Source organism: Pseudomonas sp. HLG18, from assembly GCF_051903985.1.
GTDB lineage: Bacteria > Pseudomonadota > Gammaproteobacteria > Pseudomonadales > Pseudomonadaceae > Aquipseudomonas > Aquipseudomonas fluorescens_BT.
On sequence record NZ_CP195831.1, the window covers coordinates 1,004,597 to 1,021,760 of the forward strand.

A 17,164-nucleotide genomic window follows, 5' to 3' on the forward strand; every position below is an offset into this window, starting at 1 on the left:
CATTCATCACGGCCTACGGGCGTTGCAGACGCAAAATTGGCTTAAATGCCCTGCCTGCTGGAGCGGGGCGGGTGTCGCCTGTTACCATTCGCCGCTTGATTGTTCTTTGCTTTTCATTCTTTTCGAGACATGCCATGACCACCGTCCGCACTCGCATCGCGCCATCGCCTACCGGGGATCCTCACGTAGGTACCGCTTACATCGCACTGTTCAACTACTGCTTTGCCAAGCAGCACGGCGGTGAGTTCATCCTGCGGATCGAAGACACCGATCAGTTGCGTTCGACCCGCGAGTCCGAACAGCAGATCTTCGACGCCCTGCGCTGGTTGGGTATCGACTGGAGCGAAGGTCCGGACGTCGGCGGCCCGCACGGCCCGTACCGTCAAAGCGAGCGCGGTGACATCTACCAGAAGTACTGCCAGCAACTGGTCGACATGGGCCACGCCTTCCCGTGCTTCTGCACCGCCGAAGAGCTGGATCAGATGCGTGCCGAGCAAATGGCTCGCGGCGAAACCCCGCGTTACGACGGTCGGGCACTGTTGCTGTCCAAGGAAGAGGTCGCGCGCCGCCTGGCTGCCGGCGAACCCCATGTGATCCGCATGAAGGTGCCGACCGAAGGCGTTTGCGTGGTGCCGGACATGCTGCGCGGCGACGTCGAGATCCCGTGGGATCGCATGGACATGCAAGTACTGATGAAAACCGACGGCTTGCCGACGTACTTCCTGGCCAACGTGGTCGACGACCACCTGATGGGCATCACCCACGTCCTGCGTGGTGAAGAATGGCTGCCGTCGGCGCCGAAACTGATCCTGCTCTACGAATACTTCGGCTGGGAACAACCGGAGCTGTGCTACATGCCGCTGCTGCGTAACCCGGACAAGAGCAAGCTGTCCAAGCGCAAGAACCCGACCTCGGTGACGTTCTACGAGCGCATGGGCTTCATGCCTGAAGCGATGCTCAACTACCTGGGACGCATGGGCTGGTCGATGCCGGACGAGCGCGAGAAGTTCTCGCTGCAGGAAATGGTCGACAATTTCGACCTCAAGCGTGTGTCGCTGGGCGGGCCGATCTTCGATATCGAGAAACTGTCGTGGCTCAACGGCCAGTGGCTGCGTGATCTGCCGGTGGAAGAGTTTGCCGCTCGTGTGCAGAAGTGGGCGTTCAACTCCGAATACATGATGAAGATCGCGCCGCATGTTCAGGGCCGCGTCGAAACCTTCAGCCAGGTTGCACCGCTGGCCGGGTTCTTCTTTGCCGGTGGCGTGAATCCGGATGCCAAGCTGTTCGAGTCGAAAAAACTTTCGGGCGATCAGGTTCGTCAACTGATGCAACTGATCCTGTGGAAGCTGGAAAGCCTGCGTCAGTGGGAGAAGGACAGCATCACCGCAACGATTCAGGCGGTGGTCGAATCCCTTGAGCTCAAGCTGCGTGATGCGATGCCGCTGATGTTTGCCGCGATCACAGGGCAGGCGAGTTCGGTGTCGGTGCTCGATGCGATGGAAATCCTCGGGCCGGACCTGACCCGTTTCCGTCTGCGCCAGGCGATTGACCTGCTGGGCGGCGTGTCGAAGAAAGAAAACAAAGAGTGGGAAAAGCTGTTGGGCGCTATCGCCTGATTGCGTTTGACTCTGCAGGACGCGCCGAAGGCCAGGATCTTTTGATCCCGTCCTTCGGCGTTTTCCCCGAATTTACGGGGGGAGGGCGGTAAGTGATTGTAATGCCGACAAAAAATTTTGAAATTTTTCAAAAATAAGTTTGACAGCCTTTCGATACGCCCTTAAGATTCGCCCCGTCCTCAGCGATGACATCAACGATGAGGGGCTATAGCTCAGCTGGGAGAGCGCTTGCATGGCATGCAAGAGGTCGACGGTTCGATCCCGTCTAGCTCCACCAATTTACACTTCGAAGCCTGGCCACACCGGCTTCGAAGCGATCAACACTCAGCGTTGATCAGTTGTATAGAAGGGTTTGCGTCCCCTTCGTCTAGTGGCCTAGGACACCGCCCTTTCACGGCGGTAACAGGGGTTCGAGTCCCCTAGGGGACGCCAGTTTTACAGAAGCGATGTTGCAAAATGTCGCTCCGCCGCGAGGCGAAAAATCCGGGGCTATAGCTCAGCTGGGAGAGCGCCTGCATGGCATGCAGGAGGTCAGCGGTTCGATCCCGCTTAGCTCCACCAATTTACACTTCAAGGTCTGGCCACACCGGCCTTGAAGCGATCAGCACTCAGCACTGATCAGTTGTATAGAAGGTTTGTGTCCCCTTCGTCTAGTGGCCTAGGACACCGCCCTTTCACGGCGGTAACAGGGGTTCGAGTCCCCTAGGGGACGCCACGATTACCCGCTCTGCGGGATTTATAAGGGTCATTCAATTATTGAATGGCCCTTTTGTTTGTCTGGCGTTTGGCCAAATCTCCTTTTTCCTTAAACTGTGCATCAGACCAGCGGTCATATTTTCGACTTGCAGAATATTATTATGAGAATAATATTCTAATCGTAATATTCGGAGGCAACGATGAACGACAAAAAAGCTCAAACCCGCGAACGCATTCTCAAGGCTGCCAGCGCCGCGCTGATCCAGCGTGGCCCGGCCGAGCCGAGCGTGGGTGAAGTGATGGGGGCGGCCGGTCTGACCGTCGGTGGCTTCTATGCACACTTCGAAAGCAAGGACGCCATGATGCTTGAGGCGTTCAAGCAATTGCTTGGTCGTCGTCGCGACCTGATTGCCGACATGGACAGCGAGCTGACCGGTGAAGAACGCCGCGCTCTGGTGGCGGCGTTCTACCTGTCGCGCAAGCACCGTGATTCCAGCGATTCGGCCTGCCCGATCCCGGCGTCTATCGGTGAGTTGGGGCGGCTACCGGAGGCATTTCGCATAGCACTGAACGAACACTTGGAACTGATGATCGCGCAGTTGGCTTCAAGCCCTGAAGACACCGACAAAGCATTGGCCGACGTGGCCCTGATGGTAGGTGGCCTGGCGCTCGCAAGGGCGTTGGGCCCTGGGGATTTATCCGATCGATTGCTGCGCGCTGCCAAGTCGGCGGTGCGTTGACCTGAAGGCTACAAGCCCGGGGAGAGAGCGATGAGCACGTTGAAGTGGGTTCGCGGCGTTAATGGCACCTTGGGCTGGTTCGCACCGAAACTGGTGGCGAGCAAAATGCGGTTGGCGTTCATGACGCCCCGCGCGAATAAACCGCGGGACTGGGAATTGCCGCTGCTGGCCAAATCCGAACGCATCACCTTGCGCTTCGGTCTTTCGGCCCTGCGCTGGGGGCAAGGCCCGACCGTCTTGCTGATGCACGGCTGGGAAGGGCGGCCCACCCAGTTTGCCGCGTTGATCACGGCGCTGGTCGAAGCGGGCTACACCGTGGTCGCGCTTGATGGCCCGGCCCACGGTCGCTCGCCGGGGCGTGAAGCCAACGTGGTGCTGTTCGCCCGGGCGATGCTCGAAGCCGCCGCCGAATTGCCTCCGTTGCAGGCTGTCATCGGTCACTCCATGGGCGGCGCCAGCGCCATGCTCGCGGTGCAACTGGGGCTGCGCACCGAAACCCTGGTCAGCATTGCCGCGCCGGCCCGAATTCTGGGCGTGTTGCGCGGATTTGCCCGCTACGTCGGCATGCCGCCCAGAGCGCGTTCTGCTTTCATCCGCCAGGTCGAACAGGACGTCGGCATGCGCGCCGCCACGCTCGACGTCGCCCACTATCAATTGGATATGCCGGGGCTGATCGTGCATGCCGAAGACGACACCTTCGTTTCGGTCAAGGAATCCCGATTGATCCACGAATCCTGGTTCGACAGCCGACTGCTGCGTCTGGAATCCGGCGGCCATCAGCGTGTACTGGCCGACCCTCGGGTGATTGATGGCGTGTTATCACTGCTCGCCGGGCGCAGCCTTCAGGCGCGGCAATCGGCGTAGTCATCCGTTACACTGCCCCGGTTGAATCATTTGACCGGGAGTAGGGCATGGGCTGGGATCGGGCAACGCCGTTTACCATTGATCTGCAAGTAGGCGCCGAGGACATCGACGGGCTGGGGCACGCGAACAACGCGGTGTACGTCTCCTGGCTTGAACGTTGCGCCTGGCGCCACTCGCAGCGGCTGGGCCTGGATCTGGTCGAGTACCGTCGCCTGGATCGGGCGATGGCGGTGGTACGGCACGAAATCGATTATCTGGCCGCCGCCTACGAAGGTGACGAACTGCAATTGGCGACCTGGATCGTCGATTGGGATCAGCGCCTGAAAATGACCCGTCACTTCCAGTTGATCCGCCCCAGCGACAACACCACGCTGCTGCGCGCCCAGACCACGTTTGTCTGCATCGAGCTGTCTACCGGCAAGCCCAAGCGCATGCCCGCCGAGTTCATTGAAGGTTACGGTCCGGCCATCCGGACAGCGGACATGGGTTTAACCCGCGAAACCCAGTAAACTGCCGCACGTTTTTCCTTGAGTGTGTGTTTCCATGCAAATTGCTCTGGCGCCGATGGAAGGGTTGGTCGACGACATCCTGCGCGATGTCCTGACCCGTGTCGGCGGTATTGACTGGTGTGTGACCGAGTTCATCCGCGTCAACGACCAGTTGCTGACCCCGGCCTATTTCCACAAGTTCGGCCCTGAACTGCTCAACGGTGCCCGTACCGCATCCGGCGTACCGCTGCGCGTGCAACTGCTGGGGTCGGATCCGGTGTGCCTGGCGGAAAACGCCGCGCTGGCCTGCGAACTCGGCTCTGAAGTGATCGACCTGAACTTCGGCTGCCCGGCCAAGACCGTCAACAAGTCCCGTGGCGGTGCGGTGCTGCTCAAGGAGCCGGAACTGCTCAACCAGATTATCGAACACGTCCGTCGCGCCGTACCCGCGCACATTCCTGTCACCGCCAAGATGCGCCTGGGTTTCGACAGCCCGGACGGCTCGCTGGTGTGCGCCACGGCGCTGGCCGAGGGCGGCGCCGAACACATCGTGGTTCATGCCCGAACCAAGGTCGACGGTTACAAGCCGCCAGCGCATTGGGAGTGGATTCCGCGCGTGCAGGACGTGGTCAAGGTGCCGGTGTTCGCCAACGGTGACATCTGGAGCGTTGAAGACTGGCGTCGCTGCCGGGAAATCAGCGGTGTCGAAGACATCATGCTCGGTCGTGGTCTGGTATCGCGCCCGGATCTGGCCAAACAGATTGCTGCCGCCCGTGCCGGCGAGGACGTCGTCGAGATGACCTGGGCCGAGCTGCTGCCGCTGATCCAGGACTTCTGGCTGCAAGCCAAAGCGCAAATGACCGCTCGTCAATCACCGGGCCGTTTGAAGCAGTGGCTGGCCATGCTGACCCGTAATTACCCCGAGGCCACCGAGCTGTTTACCGTGCTGCGCCGGGAGACCGAGCCGGATCAAGTCTCGCGTTTACTGGGTTTGCCGGTCGCCGAAGCGGCCTGAAAAAATCTTCAAATACGCTCTTGAAAACAAAACGCAGGTCCCTATTTAAGGGTTACGCGATGCCGAATTCGGGTCGCGGAGACAAAAAAACTTGCTGATTGTTTTCAGGAGATTTGAACCATGAGTACTGCATTTTCCCTCGCTCCACTGTTCCGTTCCTCGGTTGGTTTCGACCGTTTCAACGACCTGTTTGAAACCGCCCTGCGCAACGAGCCAGGCAGCACCTATCCGCCTTACAACGTCGAAAAACACGGTGACGACCAATACCGCATCGTCGTGGCGGCGGCCGGTTTCCAGGAAGAAGACCTGGAACTGCAAGTCGAGAAAGGCGTGCTGACCATCAGTGGCGGCAAGCGTGATGCCAACGAAGGCGTCACGTTCCTGCACCAGGGCATCGCCCAGCGTGCATTCAAGCTGTCCTTCCGCCTGGCCGATCACATCGAGATCAAGGCCGCCGGCCTGAGCAACGGCCTGCTGAGCATCGATCTGCTGCGTGTGATCCCGGAAGAAGCGAAAGCCAAGCGCATCCCGATCAACGGGACGGAGAAGCCGGCGCTGCAACACTGATTCACTTGCAGAAACAAATCGTCTGAACAGGCGATAAGCCGCTGAATGAAGGCCCCGATACGTCGGGGCCTTTTTTGTGGGCGCAGGAAAATGGCTGTTCGACTTTGCCGCCAGCGGCGGTTTCTCTACAATCCGCCGCAGTTTTGCCGACCCCATCCTTATCGGTCGGCCTGGAGCCTTTTTTCATGGACGATATTCAACAGCGCTGGCTGTGCGCCCTCTCTGCGCCAATGGCTGCTCTCAACACCGGCGCCGGGTATGACGACCCCGCCTTCTGCGACGACCGCTACATCGATCTGAAAGGCAGCTGGGGAATCGATGACCGGCGGCAATTGTTCGACATGCTCCAATGGATGACGGACGACGGACATGCAAAGCACCTGAGTGGCGCCTATTTGGCATGGCAACGTTGTCTGCCGAGTGAATGGCAGCGCCTGCTCGAAGAACTGAGCCCCCGCGAGCGTGTTCTGCATGAGTTTGCCAGTCGAACTTTCGGCGGTTGCGGTCCAGGAGGGATCTTGTCCTGGGACTACGGGCGGATGGGGTTTCTCCTGCGTTGCGCAGTGCGCAATCAGTGGATTGATCTGGCCGAAAGCAACTGGCTGCACAGCCGTTTGGCCGTCAGGGCGCAATTTCACTACGGTAGCTGGATGTCTTACTTCAATGGCTTTGTTGTGGGGCGTACGTTCTGGTGTTGCCTGGACACAAGCGACGACGAGTTGGCTTGCGAGCTGGAGCGGCAAGGGGACAGTGTTCATAACCTGCGGATCACCCGCGGCCTCGCCCAGAACATCCCGCACTTTCTGGCCGACCTGCCCTGGCACATGGAAATTGATTCGTTACCCCGTCCGGCATCGCTCAAGGAGTTCGACTGGTCATGAGTTGCTGGATTCGCTTGGGCATTGAGCCCACTTCCGACGAAACCCTGATTCGCGATGCCTACCGCGCACGTTTGCCGTCGCATCATCCGGAAACCGATCCTGAAGGGTTTCAGGCGCTACGCATGGCCTACGAAAACGCCTTGCGCCTGGCGCGTGAAGACGAGGAAGAAGTGCCCGAGGAAGAAACTGAAGAGTCAGGGCAGGAGGTTGTCGAGGTCCCGCAGGCGTTCGTGGATTTCTGCGAGTTGCTTGACGATCCCGCGCGACGTTTCAACTTCGAGGCGTGGCAGGCATTTGTGCGGGTGCTGGATGAGCTGTCGCTGGAACAGCTCGATGAACTCGGTTGGGGGCTCTACCACCGGATGGCCGACGCCGGCCCGCTGTCTTACCGCTGTGCGAATCTGTTGGCCAAGCGCATGGCCTGGCAACAACAGTTACTGGATCTGGAGTTCAACGACGCGCATCGGGTGGAAGCCTTTTTGCAGCGAATCGAAACGCCTGACCCGTTCGATACCGATCTGATGAGCGCCTGGTCAGTGGCTGCGCAGACCGAAACACTTTGGTACGCCCGCAGCCTCGACTTTATTTTCACCCAGCGTCCCCTCCATGAGTTCGCTGACTTCGCCAGTCAGCACACGTGTCTGCCGTTGCCGGATGATGCTGCGTTCATGAAACGTTTGCTGGTGCAGTTCACCCAGGCGGGCATCGGTGCACCGATATTTTTGCAGTGCTGTGTCGAAAAACAGCTGGAAGCACCGGATGACGTGGACTGGCTTTACCTGTTGGCGTGTCAGAGCAGTCTGCTGGGGCGGGACGATCAGGCATTGCCGTGCTGGATCAGGCTGTGGAACGAGTTTCGCCATCCGATGGCCGAAAGCCGTCTGCTGGAGTTGTGTGCCAAACGGCAACCGACTTTTCTGCCTTTGCTGATTCAGGCGTTCGATTGTCTGGGCGATTTCTCCGATTGGCCTGCGGATCTTGGGGATGACGCCCAGGTATACGGCAGTCCGTCACAACGCCCCGAGACGCTGAACCGTTGGTTGGGCGTCGGGCGGTTGAAGCTTGATAGTCTGGCGCAGAGTTTTGTCGATTGGCGCATGAAAGGTGATGAGCTCCCGTTGCTTGCCCAACTGCTGGGCGAGAACGCCGACAGCCGGCTGCTGCAACTGTACCGGCATGCCTGGGCGTTGCATCGGGGGGATGCGGTCTTTCTGCAGCGGATTCTGGATCAGCCGCTCCCGGTCGATGCGCTCGAATGTCTGGTGTTGAGCGGGTTCAAAGTTCAGGCCGGGCAACATCTGCGCTGGTTGGAGAATGCGCCGATTGCGCAGGCGATGAGCGCATTCAGCGAAGCGGATTCAACATCGCAGCAATTGCCGCAGGCACTGACAACAGGCGAGCTGCACAAGGTCTGTCGCCTGTGGCTGCGTCGCTTGCGGCCCTACAGTGACACCGGTCTGGAGCGCATCGCCGAAGCGTTCAAATTGGGCGCCGTCAAAGACGACTGTGACTTGTCCGAACTCGATCTGCTTCTTCAATTGAGCCGTCGCGGGATAGGGTTGCCGCCGGTCGGGTTGGGCGATGCTGTCTGGGAGTGGCACGCTCAAACCGTGTTTTTGCTGGCGTTGCTGGAGCAGCCGGAGCGCTGGCTGCAAATGATCGATGGGCAGTGTCTGGAGCGTCTGCCGTTCAATCCGGCTCATCCTTTGAGCCGACTGCAGCCACTGCTGCGGCGGTTGCAACGCGAGCAAGGCAATTGCGACGGTTTACTGGGCTTGCTGCAAGGCAATGATCCAGTACACGGCTTGTTGGTGCAGCAATTGTTCAGCGTGCAGCAGGCACTCGACAGCGCCCGATTGCCTGCCAATACCCTGCTTTACACCTGCATCGAAAGCGACCGCGCTGCGTGTGGCGACGATCTGTTGGGTTTGTTGATGTTCTGGGGCGTGCTCTATCACGACCCGAGCCTGAGCGCCGAGCAGCATCGTGTGTTGCTGCAATCCATCGCTGCAGTCAGTTGCGAGGATGACTGGTTCGAAGGGTTTCGTGACGGCTTGATCAAGGGCGAGCCGGTGTGGCCGCCGCGCAAGGTGTTGACGGATTTTGGGGTCGACAAACTGTTGGCATACGAGGCCCTCGATTCGCTCAAGGCCTTGGTTTGCTATGGCGCTGCCGGAGTGCCGAAAACGCGAGTGCTGCGCCAATTGCGGCAGGGCAAGGATGACGCGCAGAACAGTATCGGCTTGCGCCTGGCGCTGTGTGCCTTGTTGTCCTGGTCGGAGCGTTTGATGCTGGCCAAAAGTGATATTCAGCCGGTGCCGGCAGGGGCGATCTGGCGCCTGGGGTCGCGGCTGGGGCGCAAGGCTTTTATCGCCCAGGTCCTGGGGTGTGTGGTGATTACGCCGGTGGCAGGTTTGATTAGCGGCACCACATTCTTTGGCATTCTGATCCTGTTACTGGGTGTTCTGGTGTTATTCGGCGCCACTCTGCGCCGTTTGCATGATATGGGGCGAGGCCTGCCCACATTGCTGATATTTATGGCCTTGTCGCCGGTTTTGCCGTTCCTGCCGCTGTTGCTGTTCGGCTTTCCCGGTGACAAGTTGCCCAACCGGTATGGGGTGCCGCCGGACAGCGGTGCTGGCGAGATGCTGTCCGGGGGTCTGCAGGCTGCTCTGCAGCGACTTGACGATTAGAGGCGCAGTTGGTCCAGCGCCTTGTTGAGCTCTGAGCGGTGGCTGGCGATCTCTGCCGGCTGCTGCCCGCCGAGTACCGTGGTGAAGTTGTGCAGCCACTCGGCAATGTGTTCGCGCTGCGTGCCCAGACTCTGCATCCATGCCCGCTCCAGACGGGCCAGCAGGGTGCGGTTGGGCAATGCGTCGCGTGGATGGACCTTCAGCGTCGACAGTCGGTTATGGCTGTCTCTGCGCGCTTGTTCATTCAGCCCGGTGGGACTGCGGTCGATGCTGTGGCCGTGGCGTTCACCGGTCTCGAGCAGCGTGACATCGACTTCGAGCAAACCGTTGATGTCGTAACTGAAGCGTACGTCCAGCTCCTGAATGTTATCGGTGGGCGTCAAGGTGACATCGAAAGCGTCAATGAGGATATTGTCACGTACCCATGGCCGCTCACCCTGATAAACGGCAATGCGCAGCAGCTCCTGTCGGGGATGGGTTGTGTGGTAGCGCTCTACCCGTGACGTCGGAATGATGGTGTTGCGTTCGATGATCGGCGAAAAGGCGCCGTCGATGCCTTTGCCACGCATGGTTGCGATGCCCAGCGTATACGGGCAGACATCGGTCAGAATCAGCTCTTCGATCGCGCCATCGCGCGCCTTGCAGGCCGCTTGCGTGGCCGCGCCCAATGCAACGAGGGTGTCGGGATCAAGATGCCGGTAGGGCAGGCGTCCGAACAGTGTGGCGACCAACTGTTGTACCGCAGGCATCCGCGTCGCCCCGCCGACCAGCACCAGACTGTCGAGATCCCGTGGTTTCAGGCGCGCATCGCGCAGGGCCTGCTCGATCGGCGCGCGCAATCGTGCCAGCAACGGTTCCCAGATCTTCACGGCAGCGGCTTCGTCCAGCGACCATTCGTACAGTTCGTCGGCATGGCGCCAGCTCAACGATTGAGGGCCTTCGCCGAGTTTGCATTTGAGTTGTTCCAGGGCATCGCCCAGGCTGGCCATGCCTTGCGGATCAATCATCGACGGGGTCAGTCGCCAGTTTTTCAGACAGGCATTCAGCAGTGCAGCAGTAAAGTCTTCACCACCCAAAAAGTTGTCACCGGTGGACGCATGCACTTCAATCAGTGGCAACGCATATTCCAGCACCGTGACATCGAAAGTCCCGCCGCCCAGATCGAAGATCAGCGTGCGTTCGAATTTCTGTTCGTGCAGACCGTACGCCATCGCGGCGGCGGTCGGTTCGTTGATCAGCCGAGAAACTTTCAGGCCCGCCAGTTCGGCAGCGAACAGCGTGCGTTTGCGTTGCTCGTCACTGAAATACGCCGGCACGGAAATCACCGCTTCAGAAACCGGATGGCCGAGAAAGGCCTCGGCATCCTGTTTGAGTGAGCCGATCACCAGCGCCGAGAGTTCTTCCGGGCTGAATGAGCGTCCTCCCAGTTCCAGACGCTTTTCACTGCCCATGAAGCGCTTGAACGCGGCGGCAGTGCGTTCCGGATGTGTGGTCAGTCGGGCGCGGGCGGCTTTGCCGACGAGAATGGTGTCATCCTCATCGAGGCTGACGACCGAAGGTGTGAGCACGTCGCCGAGTGCGTTGGGGATCAACCGGGCCTGACCGTTCTGCCAGACGGCGATCAAACTGTTGGTGGTGCCAAGGTCAATGCCCAGCAGGGCCGGGCGGGAGAGGGTTGCATCCTGCATGATCGATCTCGAAACAGCGCGAAAAAACGCGACCCTACAGGTTGTCGCCAACCCTGGCAATTACCGGTCTGGCATCAACACCGGCGCAATGCAACTGCAGGTGTCTGCTCACTCCAGCAAGGTTTTCAACACTTCCAGCGCCACCGGCCGACTGTGCAGATAGCCCTGATACAAATGGCAGCCCAGCCCTTGAAGGAACTCCAACTGCTCGGGTGTTTCCACGCCTTCGGCGATCACTTCCAGTTCCAGGCTGCGGGCCATGGCGACGATGGCGCGGATGATTTCGGCGTCGTTGGGATCGCTGGTGGCGTCGCGGATAAACGACTGATCGATCTTCAGCGTGTCCACCGGCAATCGCTTCAGATAGGTCAACGATGAATAGCCGGTGCCGAAATCGTCCATGGCAAAGCTCACACCGAGTTTTTTCAGGCGACGCATTTTGCTGATGGTGTCTTCCAGGTTCTGGATGACGATGCCTTCGGTGATCTCCAGTTTCAGCAGCGAGCAGGGCAGCCCATGGCTGCTCATGCTGCGCTCGATGCGCTCGACGAAGTCGTTCTGGCGGAACTGCCGGGGGCTGATGTTCACGCACAGGCTGAAGGCCAGAGGATCGATCAGCTTTTCGGCGATCAATTGCTTGAAGGCTTCGCAGGCCTCATCGAGGATCCAGGTGCCAACCTCCAGAATCAGCCCGCTGTCCTCCAGCACCTTGATGAATTCGGTGGGCGATTGCGCGCCGAGTTCCGGGTGATTCCAGCGCACCAGCGCTTCGGCGCCGATGATACGGTTGTCCCGGGCGTCCACTTGTGGCTGGAAATGCATGCTGAATTCGCCCCGGGACAGCGCCAGACGCAGGTCGGTCTCCATGCGCAGCCGTTCGCTGGCCGCTTTCTGCATGGTGTTGTGGTACATCTGCGTGGTGTTGCGCCCCGAATCCTTGGCACGGTACAGCGCAATGTCGGCGCGTTTGAGCAGGTCGGTCGGGGTCGAGCCGTGATCGGGAATCAGCGCCACGCCGATGCTCGGCGTCACTTGCAGGCGCTGGCCGTCGAGGAACATCGGCTCTGACAGCAACTCGCGAATGGTGTCGGCCAGCTCGCGTACCTGAGCGCTGACTTCGTTGCGCGTGCCTTCCAGACCGCTGAGCAACACTACGAATTCATCGCCACCGAGCCGCGCCACGGTGTCTTCCATGCGCACGCTGGCCTCAAGCCGCGCGGTGATGATTTTCAGCACCGTGTCGCCGACCGGATGGCCGAGCGAGTCGTTGATGTGCTTGAAGTGATCCAGATCGAGAAACAGCAAAGCGCCGCGCAGGTTGTGGCGCTTGAGCAGGGCGATCTGCTGGCTCAGGCGATCCATCAGCAGGGCGCGGTTGGGCAGGTTCGTCAGCGGATCGTGATAGGCCAGATGGCGGATCTGTGCTTCGGCGTTCTTCAGCAGGCTGACGTCCCGGGCGGTGAGCAGCAGGCACGCGGTTTCGTTGAGGGTGATCGGCTCTACCGAGACTTCCACCGTCAGGATCTCGCCGCGCTTGTTGCGCCCGAGCATTTCCTGATGGTGTACGCGGCCCTTGATCTGTAGCTCGGCAAGCAGTGCCGAACGCTGTTTTTCCTCGGCCCAGATACCCACCTGATACACGGTTTTGCCCACCACTTCGTCAGCGCGATAGCCGGTGAGGCGGCAGAAACCGTCGTTGACCTCCAGATAGCGTCCGGTGTCGCGTTCAGTGATGGTGATGGCGTCGGGGCTGGAGTGAAACGCCTTGGCGAACTTCTCTTCACTGGCCTTCAGCGCCGCTTCCGAGCGCTGTTGCTGGGTGATGTCGCGCAGCGTGGTGACAATGCACGGCTGGTTGCCGACGCTGATCTGGCGGCTGGAAATCACGCAGGTCAACGATTGGCCGTCCTTGTGCTGGACGATGATCGCGACATTGCTCAGGCCCTGTTCGCGGATCACCCGTTCGATGCGTTGCAGGCTTTTCGCCGAGGCGTCCCATAGACCGATTTCTTCGGCGGTGTGGCCGATCACGTCAGTGGCGCTCCAGCCGAAGGTCTGGGTGAAACTGGAGTTGATTTCGATGAATTCCCCGGTTTCCTGGCGCGTGACGCAGATCGGGTCGGGGCTGACCTGAAACAGGGTGGCGAATTTCTCTTCGGAAGCCACCAGGCGTTGTTCGCGTTCGACCTGATCGGTGATGTCGAGCAAGGTGCCCGCCATGCGCAGCGGCGCGCCGTTTTCGTCGCGATAGAGGCGGGCGCGGCTTTCCAGGTAGCGCGAGCTGCCGTCCGGCAACTGTACGCGATACGTCAGCTGATAGTTGCCCGCCGGGCCCTCGCGCAGGCTGCGGTAGGCGTCGCGCATGCTGTCGCGCTCTTCGCCGGGCACGCCTTCAAAGAATTCATCGAACGATTCGTGAAACGGAATCGGTTCCAGTCCGTGCAATTGCGCGGCCCGCGCCGAGCCGTAAAGCATACCGCTGGGGATGTGCCAGTCCCAGGTGCCGAGTTGCGCCGAGTCCAGCGCCAGATCGAGGCGTTCCTGGCTGTCCTTGAGCGCATGTTCGGCGGCTTTGCGTTCGGTGGTGTCGAGAAACGTGCTCAAAAGGTAAGGCTGGCCCTCAAGCTCGACTTTCTGTGCGCTGAGAATACCGTCGTGGACCTGGCCGTTGCTGGCACGAAACTGCACCTCCATGCTGATCAGTTCACCCTTGGCCTTGGTCTTCTTGACCAGCTCCGCCCGCTGCTCGGGATGCACCCACAGGCCCAGCTCCAGGGTGGTGCGACCGATGGCGCTCTGTACCGGCCAGCCGAAGAGGCTTTCGAAATACTGATTGGCCTCGCTGATCAGGCCGTCTTCCTGGCGGGTCAGCAGCACCATGTTCGGGCACAGGTGAAACAGTGTCGCAAAACGTTTCTCCGAGCTGCTGAGGGCCTGTTCCCGTTGCCGCTGATGGGTGATTTCACGGATCACCCCGATCATTCGGGGGCGGCCATGCTTGTCCGGCAGCAGGCTGCCATTGATCTCCAGCCAGTGCAGGCTGCCATCGGGCCAGCGGATGCGATGGTGCATCGCCTGTTCCAGTGGCGCGCCGGCAATCACCGCGTGGAAGGCGCGAATGGTTTTTGCCCGGTCCTCTGGCGGCAGCAGGTCGAGGTATTCAAGATCTTCGGGCAGTGGTTGCCGTGGATCGAAGCCGAACAAGGCCTGAGTGCCCCGCGACCAACTGATCTGCCCGCGCTCGATGTCCCAATACCAGGCGCCGAGGCGGGCGCCGTTGAGCGCCGCGAGCAATTGCGGCGCGCTCTCCCAGCTCTGTTCGGAACGCCGTGGATCAATGGCCTGAATACGCGGCATCGGCGGAATACGGTCAACAGATTTCGGCATTGTTAAGGGGCCTTGAGCTGATTTGGGCATTAGGCACAGGGAACGGCAGCTCTATAGGAGTAGCACAAGTCAGCCGAGAGTCCCTGGCAGATCGATTTGCGCGTCCAGCAGGGCCATAAACGCCCGAGCAGCATTCGACAGCGTCCGTTCGGTGTGCAGGATATAGCCTAGCTGGCGACTGAGTTGTATGCCCGGTAAAGGTATGCGCGCCACCTGATCGTCGAGCATGGTGCGTGGCAAAACGCTCCAGGCCAGGCCGATCGACACCATCATCTTGATGGTTTCCAGATAGTTGGTGCTCATGGCGATGTTCGGCGTCAGGCCCTGAGCCTCGAACAGCTTTTGAACGATGTGGTGGGTGAAGGTGTTGCCGCCGGGAAAAACTGCCGGATGGCCGGCAATGTCGGCCAATGTGACAGCGCCGTTGCTGATCAATGTGTGTTCCGGGGCGACCACAAAATCCAGCGGGTCATCCCAGACCGGTGTGGCCTTGACCAGCGTGTGCGGCTCCGGCGCCAGGGTGATGACCGCCAGTTCTGCGCGGCCGTGGAGAATCTCCTCGTAGGCCACTTCCGAATCGAGGAACTGAATATCCAGCGCAACCTGTGGGTAGCGGCGGGTGTACTCCCTTAATAAGGGGGGCAAGCGGTGCAGGCCGATGTGGTGACTGGTGGCCAGGGTCAGGCGCCCGGTGACTTCACCGGTCAGGTTGGTCAGGGCGCGGCGCGTGTCGTCCAGCACGTTGAGAATCTGATAGGCCCGTGGCAGCAACGCCCGGCCGGCTTCGGTCAGGCCCACTTCACGGCCCAGTCGGTCGAACAGCCGCACATTCAATTGCTGCTCCAGTCCGGCGATGCGTTTGCTGATCGCCGGTTGCGTCAGGTGCAGGCGTTCACCGGCACCGGAGAAGCTCCCGGACTCGGCAATCGCGATAAAAGCATTGAGGTTGGCCAGATCCATGGTTGTATTCCAGTTGGTTATCCAAAGCATAAAAAATATGAATTTGAGTTATTCAATTTAACCCCATAGGATCGGCCTCACAAGCCAAAGGGTTATTGATAAGCCCAGGGCATAGAAACAAGCTGATGAGGAAACGTCTGATGGCCGGCAAAACGCTCTACGACAAGCTCTGGGATTCGCATTTGGTCAAGCAGCGCGACGATGGTTCGGCGCTGATCTATATCGATCGTCACATCATCCACGAAGTGACCTCGCCGCAAGCCTTCGAAGGCCTGCGTCTGGCCGGGCGCAAGCCTTGGCGCATCGATGCCAACATCGCGACCCCGGACCACAACGTACCGACCACCCCGGAGCGCAAGGGCGGCATCAGCGCCATTGCCGACCAGGTTTCGCGTTTGCAGGTCCAGACCCTCGACGACAACTGCGATGAATACGGCATCGTCGAATTCAAGATGAACGACGTGCGCCAGGGCATCGTCCACGTCATCAGTCCGGAGCAGGGCGCGACCTTGCCGGGCATGACCGTGGTCTGCGGCGACTCGCACACCTCGACCCATGGCGCCTTCGGCGCATTGGCCCACGGTATCGGCACTTCCGAGGTCGAGCACGTGCTCGCCACCCAGTGCCTGGTCGCCAAGAAAATGAAGAACATGCTGGTGCGCGTCGAAGGCCGGTTGCCGTTCGGCGTGACCGCCAAGGACATCGTTCTGGCCGTGATCGGCAAGATCGGCACCGCCGGCGGTAACGGCCACGCCATCGAATTTGCCGGCAGCGCGATTCGCGACCTGTCCATCGAAGGCCGCATGACCATTTGCAACATGTCCATCGAAGCCGGCGCCCGTGTGGGCCTGGTGGCGGCGGACCAGAAGACTGTGGATTACGTCAAGGGTCGTCCGTTCGCACCGAAAGGCGCCGAGTGGGATCTGGCGGTCGAATCCTGGAAAGACCTGGTATCCGACGCCGACGCGCATTTCGACACCGTGGTCGAACTCGACGCCGCGCAGATCAAGCCGCAAGTCAGCTGGGGCACTTCGCCGGAAATGGTCCTGGCCGTTGATCAGAACGTGCCGGACCCGGCCAAGGAAATGGATCTGGTCAAACGCGACTCGATCGTCCGCGCCTTGAAATACATGGGGCTGACCGCCAATCAGGCGATCACCGACATCCAGCTCGACCGCGTATTCATCGGTTCCTGCACCAACTCGCGGATCGAAGACTTGCGCGCTGCCGCTGTGATCGCCAAGGGCCGCAAGGTTGCCTCGACCATCAAGCAGGCCATCGTGGTGCCAGGCTCGGGTCTGGTGAAGGCTCAGGCCGAGGCGGAAGGTCTGGACAAGATCTTCCTTGAAGCCGGTTTCGAATGGCGTGAGCCGGGTTGCTCGATGTGTCTGGCGATGAACCCGGATCGTTTGGAGTCCGGCGAGCATTGCGCCTCGACCTCCAACCGTAACTTCGAAGGCCGTCAGGGCGCCGGTGGCCGTACCCACCTCGTCAGCCCGGCCATGGCCGCTGCGGCGGCGGTGAACGGTCGTTTCATCGACGTTCGTGAATTGATCTAAAGGAGCGCAG

Annotated in this window: 12 protein-coding genes and 4 tRNA genes; 13 read left to right on the forward strand and 3 right to left on the reverse strand. The window is 60.2% G+C overall.

Annotated elements, in window-relative coordinates; all coding sequences use genetic code 11:
* Positions 1 to 134: 134 nt before the first annotated feature.
* The 12 genes from gltX to ACSPX5_RS04650 all read left to right on the forward strand — a co-directional run bounded on the left by gltX (position 135) and on the right by ACSPX5_RS04650 (position 9,560).
* The gene (gene gltX / locus ACSPX5_RS04595) at positions 135 to 1,616 is read left to right on the forward strand and encodes a glutamate--tRNA ligase (protein WP_085711989.1); all 1,482 of its coding nucleotides are present in this window, start codon (positions 135 to 137) and stop codon (positions 1,614 to 1,616) included.
* Between the two features lie 201 nt (positions 1,617 to 1,817).
* A tRNA-Ala gene (locus ACSPX5_RS04600) sits at positions 1,818 to 1,893 on the forward strand.
* Positions 1,894 to 1,972: 79 nt separating this feature from the next.
* Positions 1,973 to 2,048 (forward strand) — tRNA-Glu (locus ACSPX5_RS04605).
* A 53-nt stretch (positions 2,049 to 2,101) separates the two neighbouring features.
* Positions 2,102 to 2,177, forward strand: a tRNA-Ala gene (locus tag ACSPX5_RS04610).
* 78 nt (positions 2,178 to 2,255) lie between these two features.
* A tRNA-Glu gene (locus ACSPX5_RS04615) sits at positions 2,256 to 2,331 on the forward strand.
* 181 nt (positions 2,332 to 2,512) lie between these two features.
* Entirely contained in the window at positions 2,513 to 3,052 is a 540-nt protein-coding gene (locus tag ACSPX5_RS04620) for a TetR/AcrR family transcriptional regulator (protein WP_169429640.1), read from the forward strand.
* Positions 3,053 to 3,082: 30 nt separating this feature from the next.
* Positions 3,083 to 3,916, forward strand: coding sequence for an alpha/beta fold hydrolase (locus tag ACSPX5_RS04625; protein WP_169429641.1), 834 nt, complete (start codon positions 3,083 to 3,085; stop codon positions 3,914 to 3,916).
* A gap of 47 nt (positions 3,917 to 3,963) precedes the next feature.
* Positions 3,964 to 4,425 carry an acyl-CoA thioesterase gene (locus ACSPX5_RS04630; RefSeq protein ID WP_169429642.1) on the forward strand — a complete coding sequence of 154 codons (462 nt, stop codon included), beginning with the start codon at positions 3,964 to 3,966 and terminating at the stop codon, positions 4,423 to 4,425.
* A 34-nt stretch (positions 4,426 to 4,459) separates the two neighbouring features.
* Positions 4,460 to 5,419, forward strand: a complete 960-nt coding sequence (locus ACSPX5_RS04635) for a tRNA dihydrouridine synthase (protein WP_439821033.1) — start codon at positions 4,460 to 4,462, stop codon at positions 5,417 to 5,419.
* Between the two features lie 120 nt (positions 5,420 to 5,539).
* Positions 5,540 to 5,986: an Hsp20 family protein gene (locus ACSPX5_RS04640; protein ID WP_169429644.1), complete on the forward strand. Its 447-nt coding sequence runs from the start codon at positions 5,540 to 5,542 to the stop codon at positions 5,984 to 5,986.
* A 185-nt stretch (positions 5,987 to 6,171) separates the two neighbouring features.
* Entirely contained in the window at positions 6,172 to 6,867 is a 696-nt protein-coding gene (locus tag ACSPX5_RS04645; RefSeq protein WP_439821034.1) for a DUF1266 domain-containing protein, read from the forward strand.
* Entirely contained in the window at positions 6,864 to 9,560 is a 2,697-nt protein-coding gene (locus ACSPX5_RS04650; RefSeq protein WP_439821035.1) for a DUF805 domain-containing protein, read from the forward strand. Before ACSPX5_RS04645 ends, ACSPX5_RS04650 begins: the two co-directional genes overlap by 4 nt.
* On the opposite strand, the gene ACSPX5_RS04655 is transcribed toward ACSPX5_RS04650, so the two are convergent.
* From ACSPX5_RS04655 to ACSPX5_RS04665, 3 genes are all read right to left on the reverse strand, one after another.
* The gene (locus ACSPX5_RS04655; protein WP_439821036.1) at positions 9,557 to 11,248 is read right to left on the reverse strand and encodes an Hsp70 family protein; all 1,692 of its coding nucleotides are present in this window, start codon (positions 11,246 to 11,248) and stop codon (positions 9,557 to 9,559) included. The genes ACSPX5_RS04650 and ACSPX5_RS04655 overlap by 4 nt on opposite strands.
* Before the next feature lie 108 nt (positions 11,249 to 11,356).
* Positions 11,357 to 14,635, reverse strand: a complete 3,279-nt coding sequence (locus ACSPX5_RS04660) for a PAS domain S-box protein (RefSeq protein WP_169429648.1) — start codon at positions 14,633 to 14,635, stop codon at positions 11,357 to 11,359.
* 69 nt (positions 14,636 to 14,704) lie between these two features.
* Entirely contained in the window at positions 14,705 to 15,595 is an 891-nt protein-coding gene (locus ACSPX5_RS04665) for a LysR family transcriptional regulator (protein ID WP_169429649.1), read from the reverse strand.
* 140 nt (positions 15,596 to 15,735) lie between these two features.
* On the opposite strand from ACSPX5_RS04665, the gene leuC reads away from it, so the two are divergent.
* A complete protein-coding gene (gene leuC, locus ACSPX5_RS04670) occupies positions 15,736 to 17,154 on the forward strand; it encodes a 3-isopropylmalate dehydratase large subunit (protein ID WP_169429650.1) in 1,419 nt (472 codons plus the stop codon).
* Positions 17,155 to 17,164 lie beyond the last annotated feature (10 nt).